The 3,799-nt window shown below is 67.2% G+C and carries 4 protein-coding genes and 1 pseudogene; 1 reads left to right on the top strand and 4 read right to left on the bottom strand.

Annotated features, from left to right (window positions below; all coding sequences use genetic code 11):
- Positions 1-108 precede the first annotated feature (108 nt).
- The 3 genes and pseudogenes from ACWD11_RS35005 to ACWD11_RS34995 all read right to left on the bottom strand — a co-directional run.
- Positions 109-229, bottom strand: a pseudogene (locus ACWD11_RS35005) (IS5 family transposase); the annotation flags it as partial.
- A 52-nt stretch (positions 230-281) separates the two neighbouring features.
- Complete coding sequence (locus ACWD11_RS35000) at positions 282-1,265, bottom strand: flavin monoamine oxidase family protein (RefSeq protein ID WP_451287934.1); 984 nt, start codon at positions 1,263-1,265, stop codon at positions 282-284.
- A complete protein-coding gene (locus ACWD11_RS34995) occupies positions 1,159-1,650 on the bottom strand; it encodes a hypothetical protein (protein WP_389421540.1) in 492 nt (163 codons plus the stop codon). The genes ACWD11_RS35000 and ACWD11_RS34995 overlap by 107 nt, the downstream gene beginning before the upstream one ends.
- Positions 1,651-1,665: 15 nt before the next feature.
- Between ACWD11_RS34995 and ACWD11_RS34990 the strand changes: the two genes are divergently transcribed.
- Positions 1,666-2,064 (top strand): hypothetical protein, encoded by a 399-nt coding sequence (locus ACWD11_RS34990; RefSeq protein WP_451287933.1) that lies wholly within the window; start codon positions 1,666-1,668, stop codon positions 2,062-2,064.
- Between the two features lie 1,123 nt (positions 2,065-3,187).
- On the opposite strand, the gene ACWD11_RS34985 is transcribed toward ACWD11_RS34990, so the two are convergent.
- Positions 3,188-3,487 (bottom strand): hypothetical protein, encoded by a 300-nt coding sequence (locus ACWD11_RS34985; protein WP_451287931.1) that lies wholly within the window; start codon positions 3,485-3,487, stop codon positions 3,188-3,190.
- Positions 3,488-3,799 lie beyond the last annotated feature (312 nt).

Here is a 3,799-nt window from a genome sequence, read left to right as displayed (position 1 = left end):
GAACACCACACCTGGCCCCAACCCACCCACACCGGCGCCCGAGCAGTCCGCATCAAACGACCACAACCCTCAACCACGTAATGCAACGGCATTGCGACTAAAGGGCGTTTACTCGGGGGTGGATTCCGTGGTCAGGCGGCGTGTCATGCGGTTGAACTTTGCGAGGTGGATCATGGCTTCGGAGCGGTGGGGGTGGGCCTTCGTAGTCGCGGGACGGGCGGCGATGGTTTCAGCCGGTCCAGGGTGTAGTTGGCACCAAGCCAACCGTCCGCCCGACGCGTCTAGTTGAGGGTGTGGGGGGTGTACCGGGGATCAGTCCAGACGTCGCCGGGGCCAGGGTTGTCCGGAGCGGTGACGCCACCGAGGGCCCGCAGGACGCCCCAGGCCGCATTGAGCCCGGACCCAAGAGAGTGTTCGACCCAGCCGCCCGACCAGCAGATGGCGTCGCCTGCCAGGAACAGGTTGTTCATGGGTTCGCCCGGCACAGCCGGCTTGCCCTGGTAGTCCTTCATGAAATGGGCGAACCGGTCGCGCTGGGGACCGTACTCGCCTGGCACGTTGAAGTTGCACACTCCACGGAAGTTGGGTTCGAGTTCCCAGGATGCGGTGACGGTGTTGTCGACGCGGACGTGCCGGCGCAGTTCGTCAGCGAACTCAGGGTGGATGCGGCCGAGTTCGCTGACGCCGAGTTCGACCCGTTCTGCAAGCGATGAGCTGCTCAGGTTCAGGGCGTGCTCGCCCCAGGTGTAGCTGAGTACCAGGGCCGCGAGGTGTCCGGCCGCTTCGCTGCCCCGGTGGTACCGGTCGTAGTCCAGCGCGTAGGCGTCACGGATGAGGGAGTCGCTGAGGGTCACGCCGTCCAGGCTGGTGCCGCGCCAGAACGGCTCGTCGACCAGGCTGACCGTCTTGGCGCAGGTCCAGGAGGTCGTCTGGCGGATGGCGCGGCGCAGCCGACGGCCGAACAGCGGGGCGTCCCCGGCCAGTTCGATGCCCGCTTCCATGGCGTGCGGTTGCGGAGTCAGGATCACCGCCGGATAGGTCACGGCTTCCTGCGCGTCCTCGACGGTCACCGATCGGGTCGAGGCATGCGCCGCCAGCCGGGTGACCGGACCGCGCAGCCGCTGATCGTTCAGTGAGTCCAGGCTGACCTCGGCACCGTCAGGCCGTCGCACCGGAGTGGTCCAAAACCGCCGTGCGAGCTCGCTCGCGCCTTCGAGGATCAGCTGTTGGTCGTGTTCCATGCCGCTGATCATGATCCGGAGGATCTCGGGGGGAGCCATGGCGTAGAACGCGTCCCAGCCACCGGTGCCAAAGCCCATGACGCCGAAGAGTTTCTACCTGTTGTGGTGTCATCGTGCAGGTCTGCGGATCAGTGAGCAGGCGGCGAAAACTCCAGTCCTCGCACATTTCCAGCAGGCGGTTCCAATGCTCCTTGGCACTGGCGAGATCGCCATCGGCCAGCTGCTGGCGGATGGCGTACACCCCGACGTTACGCAGCAGCTTCTCCCACGCCTGGTGCACGTCCTCGAATTCCGGCATCCGCTCGAACAACTCCGCCTGGGTACTGGCCTGGTACTGGTGCCCACCGAGATCGAGGACCGTGCGCGAGGCGCCTGCGGTGAAGGTGACGTTCACGAACTCTGCGGCCACTCATAGGATCCCGGCATGACAAACACGGGGTGGCGCGTCGCTCTCGGCGTAGCAGCGTCCAGCGCGTTCTTCTGGGGAGTCGCCGGGGCTGTCGACCTGGGGCTCGAGCGAACCCGCAACGGCTACGCCCTCCCTGACGGCGGCGAATGGTACAACGCCGCTGTCTTCGCCGGATTCATCGTCGCGTACTTTTCCGTGGCCAGCCTCACCGATCGCATCGCCAGCTGGAAGGCGGCCCTGATCCCGACCGCAGGCGCCGGTGTCGGTGGCGTCTCAAGCTTGCTCATGGGGCAGCAGGCTCGGCACTGGATCGCCGCCTTCGCGATGGTACTTGCCGGGTATGCACTGCCACTCATCGTTCGCCGACGGGATCACATGACGCGGTCCCGGGTGGGCCGGAGCGAATCGACCTGACGGCTGTCATTCTCTCGGGGTGGCCGAACGAGTGCGGGTCAGAGCAATCGATGACGATGAGGGTCGGCGGCTGCTGCTGACGGTCATCCGCCGGGGCGCCGGGTCGGGGGCGACTTGGTGGTGGGCCCAGATGGTTCCTGCTGTCCGCGCAGGGCATGCGCCGGTGGCAAAGATCGCCGTGTGATACACACCTTCACCACTGACGGCTTCAACTCCCGTTATCCCAGGTACAAGAACGGACGGACAAGAACCTTCGCCCTGCCCGAGCGGCGCGAGACCGAGCCGCTCCCGGCGGCTACATGATGCGGACGTTGGTCTGGTGCGCGGGCACAGTCGCCCTAGCTCTGGCCGTCTTCTGCGTGCGTGCCCGCTCGTACGGCACCGTCCTGCAGACGCCCTCGGACAGGGAGAGTGCCATTGCCGCGCCCAGGTGCCCGTCGTGGTCCTCGAGGGCTCGGACCGCATCGGCGACGGGTGGCGCGCCCACCATGACCACCTGCGGCCGCACATCCCTCGCCGGCTGTCCAGCCTTCCCGGCTTCCTGTCCCTCGAAGTGCCGGCACCTGGGTGACGCGTGACGACTGGGCCGTCTATCTCAAGCCATACGCCGTCCACCACCAGCTCGATGTGCGCACGGGTACACATGTCGAACGGGTAACCCTAGCCGGCCCGTCGCCGACTCCACGGCAGCCGAGTGGCTCGTCGACACCGGCCACGATGGCCTGCTCGCCCGAGCGGTCGTGCTCGCCACCGGCCGCAATCAGACACCCCACCTGCCGGACTGGCCCGGTGCCACGCGCTGCGCCGGGAGCTACGGAGCAGCGGCGTCCACGTGAGCGCCATCCTCGCCGGCCTCACAGCGACCCACATGTCGCACGGCCTGCGCCTGCCCTTCGAGCTGACACCCCTGTCCCCCGCCGCCGTGGCCACAACGGTGGACCGGACGCTACGCCGCCCGACCCCCGTGAGCTATGCACCCCGGTGGCTGGGCTGGCTCATGCCCTGGACGAACCTCGTCCCGGCAGTCCTGCTCGACCGGATGGACGACCTTCTTCATGTGGATGCCATCGCCGGTGCGTTGGTCCGGTACGGGCCGGCAGGGCGACAAACGTTTTACGGCGACTTAGTCCACGCTTCGGGACAGCCCGGAGCGACGCGCGGTGGGTGCGGGTGCGCAAGGAGGTGCGAAATGCAGCGGGTGCAGTCGGCTCCAGTACACGTGCAGTACGTCGGCCTGTGCGTCGGCAGTCGGCATGGTGCGGTCGCGGAAGGCCCAGTGCAATTCTTCGACCCGGTCATGCGTAGACGCGTTGGCTTCGATGTGCGGCAGGTGACCGCGGCCGACCCACCAGCGCACGCTCCAGGCGGCTCCAGCGGCCGCGGCGGTGATGATCCAGACCTGGTCGGACGATATGGCCTGCATGACACTCCCCGGTTTTCCCCAGACTTGGCGGGCGCTTGGCTATGGGGGTGTCCCGTTCAGGGCGGTTCATTCCGCCCCAGCATGTACCTGGCTATCGCCCGAGGTGCGGTCGACCTGCAAAACTCCTGCTCAGACAGCACCGAAGCAGGCCGCTGGCGCAGGCAAGCGCCCCGCAAGGCCAGAGGCGACGGTACGCACGGACTGTGTGGCGTCCAGTGGCTGATCGGAAAATCGTTGTTCGGGAGGGCAGGCGGCAGCATCCGGGCCGCTTGCGGACCGGATGTCGGTGGGACGGGTCGGTCAGGCTGATGT

This window comes from Streptomyces sp. NPDC002776 (genome assembly GCF_053592195.1).
The sequence above is the reverse complement of the archived record's forward strand: the minus strand, read 5'-3'. Positions and strand labels throughout refer to the sequence as shown.

Bases quoted from the DNA above. Each gene is read 5' to 3' on its own strand.
- ACWD11_RS34985 (WP_451287931.1), bottom strand. From the start codon at position 3,487: ATGCAGGCCATATCGTCCGACCAGGTCTGGATCATCACCGCCGCGGCC.
- ACWD11_RS34990 (WP_451287933.1), top strand. From the start codon at position 1,666: ATGACAAACACGGGGTGGCGCGTCGCTCTCGGCGTAGCAGCGTCCAGC.